Consider the following 3167-nt stretch of genomic DNA (forward strand, 5'->3'; position numbering starts at 1 on the left):
TTGGTGTTAGTAGCACCCGCGTGGTTTCCGCTCAATGCACGACATGTGTATTTCGATTCAGCCGCAGTCGTTATCGCAGCCGTACTCGCTGGCAAGTACTTGGAGGGGTTAGCCAAGGGCCGCACCTCATCGGCCATTCGCAAGTTGGTCGGTTTGCAGGCAAAGACCGCGCATAGGTTGGATGCAAACAGTATCGAGCACGAGGTACCGGTATCGCGACTGCGCACTGGCGAGCGCATCGTAGTGCGCCCTGGTGAACGCATTCCAGTGGACGGACGCGTAGTCGAAGGGCGCGCGCATGTAGACGAGGCTATGCTGACCGGCGAACCACTGCCTTCGGTCAAGACCATGGATGACAACGTAGTGGGTGGCACCATCTGCCATGATGGGCGATTGGTCGTAGAGGCCACCTCCGTCGGGCATGATACGGTTCTGGCCCATATCATCCATCTGGTTGAGAGCGCCCAGACTGGCAAACTTCCAATTCAGGGGCTGACCGATCGTGCGGTACGGGTATTCACCCCAGTCGTACTGGTCATCGCGTTGACAACCTTCGGCGTCTGGATTGCCTTGACGGGCAATGTCAGCATCGCACTGGTCGCGGCAGTCGCCGTGCTGGTGGTAGCTTGCCCCTGTGCCATGGGATTGGCAACACCAGCGGCGATCATGGTGGGCACCGGACGTGCGGCGGAGCTCGGCGTGCTGTTTCGCAAAGGCGAGGCACTGGAGACGCTATCGCATGTCGACACCGTGCTATTCGACAAGACCGGCACATTGACTGAAGGCCGTCCTGCCCTTGTTGATCAGGGCGGCCCCGATCCCGCTGAAGCACTACGTCTGGCTGCAGCGTTGGAATCGGCTTCCGAACATCCGCTCGAGCGGGCCATTGTCTCCGCAGCAGATGAGCGCGATATGCACTTGCCTATGGTCAAAAATTTCCACTCTATTGCCGGCTATGGGATCGAAGGCGAAGTGAAAGGTCGTATGGTGCGTGTTGGTGCCCGACGTTTGATGGAGCGCGAAAATATACCTTAGGGAGATAGCGTCAAGACTACGGCACAAATAGAGAGTGACGGGCGCACCGTGGTGTTCGTCGCGGTCGACGCAACGCTGATCGGATGGCTCGCCATAGCCGATCGCATCAAACCGGAGGCGTACGCGGTTGTACAGGCTTTACGCGCGCGTGGACTGCAGGTGGGCATGGTCACTGGCGATGGACGGGCTACCGCCGAATCGGTTGCCAGGCAATTACATATTGAGCAGGTGCATGCCGAGGTCCTGCCCCAGGATAAGGCGAAAGTAGTCACCCAGTTGCAGGCGCAGGGCCGCCGGGTCGCCTTCGTCGGCGATGGTATCAACGACGCTCCAGCGCTTGCACAGGCCCATGTTGGTATTGCACTGGCTTCAGGCACGGACATCGCCATCGAAGCCGCAGACGTGACCCTCACGCGCGGGCAACTCGGCGAAGTGGTCACGGCGCTGACGGCCGCACGACGCACCCTGAGTAATATCCGTGGCAATCTGTTCTGGGCCTTTTTCTATAATATTCTACTGATCCCTGTTGCGGCTGGCGTGGCCGTGCCGATCGGCATCCATCTGAATCCGATGGTGGCTGGGGTAGCCATGGGGCTGTCCTCCGTCTTCGTGCTCAGCAACAGCTTGCGTCTTAAACGGCTCAAGGCTTATGTACCAACGTTAACGCCGGGTGCTGTACAGAATACCGCACTCAAACCTGCTCATTCCTGAGCGATTGTTCAAACGAGGAGAATCCATATGAGCCAGTTCGTTTTCAGCGTATCCGCCAAGGGCGATTTTGATGCCACTGTAGGGCAGGTCACCGAGGCCCTCAAGGTGGAAGGATTTGGTGTGCTTACCACGATTGATGTGGCCGCGACACTCAAGGCCAAACTGGGCATTGAAGGGCGACCTTATGTCATTCTCGGTGCTTGCAATCCGTCCTACGCTCATCAGGCGTTGGAGACCGATCCTGACATTGGTGCCTTGCTGCCCTGCAACGTGGTGGTACGCACCGAAGCCGATGGCAGCGTGAGTGTGGTATTCATGGATCCCGCCGCCGTGCTTGGCATGGTGGACAAGCCGCAAATTACCACGCTCGGCATTGAGGTGCGCGATAAACTCCAGAGGGTGGCTGACGCCATGCGCGGTTGAATAATATTTATACGAGCTTATTAAATAGCCCTTTTACTACATTCGCAACAGGAGTGAACCCATGAGTGAGATCCATCTGAAGATTACTGGCATGACTTGTGAGCATTGCGTTCGTGCCGTGACGAAGGCACTGGAAAGCCTGCCCGGCGTGGAACATACGGATGTCACGCTGGAACCTGGAGAAGCCGTAGTGCGCGGTAAGGCCGAGATTTCCGCATTGATCGCGGCGGTCAAGGAAGAAGGTTATGAGGCGGAGGTGCGGGGCTGAAGCCCTGCACGCCGATCCGCTATGTATGATCCTGTACTGCTTTACACGAGTCCCGGCTGCCCCGACTGCGCTGCCGTGCGCCGTTACCTTGAAAAACACCATATCGCATATGAGGAACGTGACGTAACAGCTCCCGGCGTGGCTGAGGAGGCTAAATCACGCTATGGGGTACGGGTCGCGCCGATCACTGTGATCGCTGGCGAAGCGTTATGGGGAACGCTTGCCCATCAAAAGCCACGGCTTGATGAACTGCTGGCCAGGGCTCAAGGAGATGGGTGCGAGAGTTGAAAATAAGTAGGGTTTGAAGGGGATTGGCGTAAGTGCGTATCGATCGGGATATCGTACAAAACCGTCTGCGCCGGGTTGCTGCCCCGTTAAGAGATAAAGTAGGAGGCATATCCCCACAATGAGGATGCATTCTGTCCATTATGTTCAGCGGATCGCCTCGTTCTGATCTTGGAGGCGATTCTGCATTTGTTGATACTGTAATTGTTGCTGTAACTGTTCATTCTGAATCTGCTCCTGATTTTCCTGCATCTGTGCTCTTTCTTTTTCTTGTTGTAATTGATCTTGTTCCTGTTGCTGATTAAGACGAAGCTGATTTTGTTGTAGCTGTTCAGCATTCTGATCATTTTGAAGGAGTTGATTTTGTTGTGACTGCTCAGTATTCCGATTATTTTGAAGTTGTTGCTGAATTTCTGTTTCATCGTTTTTCTGAATGCTTTGCTCA

At 55.6% G+C, this 3167-nt stretch carries 4 protein-coding genes and 1 pseudogene; 4 read left to right on the forward strand and 1 reads right to left on the reverse strand.

Features of this window, described 5'->3' with window-relative positions:
• Window positions 1–45: 45 nt before the first annotated feature.
• The 4 genes and pseudogenes from M7F93_RS11495 (at window position 46) to M7F93_RS11510 (ending at window position 2725) form a co-directional block, all read left to right on the forward strand.
• Window positions 46–1746 (forward strand): annotated as a pseudogene (locus M7F93_RS11495) (copper-translocating P-type ATPase).
• Between the two features lie 27 nt (window positions 1747–1773).
• Window positions 1774–2169, forward strand: a complete 396-nt coding sequence (locus M7F93_RS11500) for a DUF302 domain-containing protein (RefSeq protein WP_065973816.1) — start codon at window positions 1774–1776, stop codon at window positions 2167–2169.
• A gap of 61 nt (window positions 2170–2230) precedes the next feature.
• Entirely contained in the window at window positions 2231–2437 is a 207-nt protein-coding gene (locus M7F93_RS11505; protein WP_031573112.1) for a CopZ family metallochaperone, read from the forward strand.
• 21 nt (window positions 2438–2458) lie between these two features.
• A complete protein-coding gene (locus M7F93_RS11510) occupies window positions 2459–2725 on the forward strand; it encodes a glutaredoxin family protein (protein WP_031573109.1) in 267 nt (88 codons plus the stop codon).
• A 144-nt stretch (window positions 2726–2869) separates the two neighbouring features.
• On the opposite strand, the gene M7F93_RS11515 is transcribed toward M7F93_RS11510, so the two are convergent.
• A partial coding sequence (locus M7F93_RS11515) for a hypothetical protein (RefSeq protein WP_298173642.1) occupies window positions 2870–3167 on the reverse strand: 298 nt, incomplete at its 5' end.

This window comes from Acidithiobacillus sp. (assembly GCF_027322205.1).
GTDB lineage: Bacteria > Pseudomonadota > Gammaproteobacteria > Acidithiobacillales > Acidithiobacillaceae > Acidithiobacillus.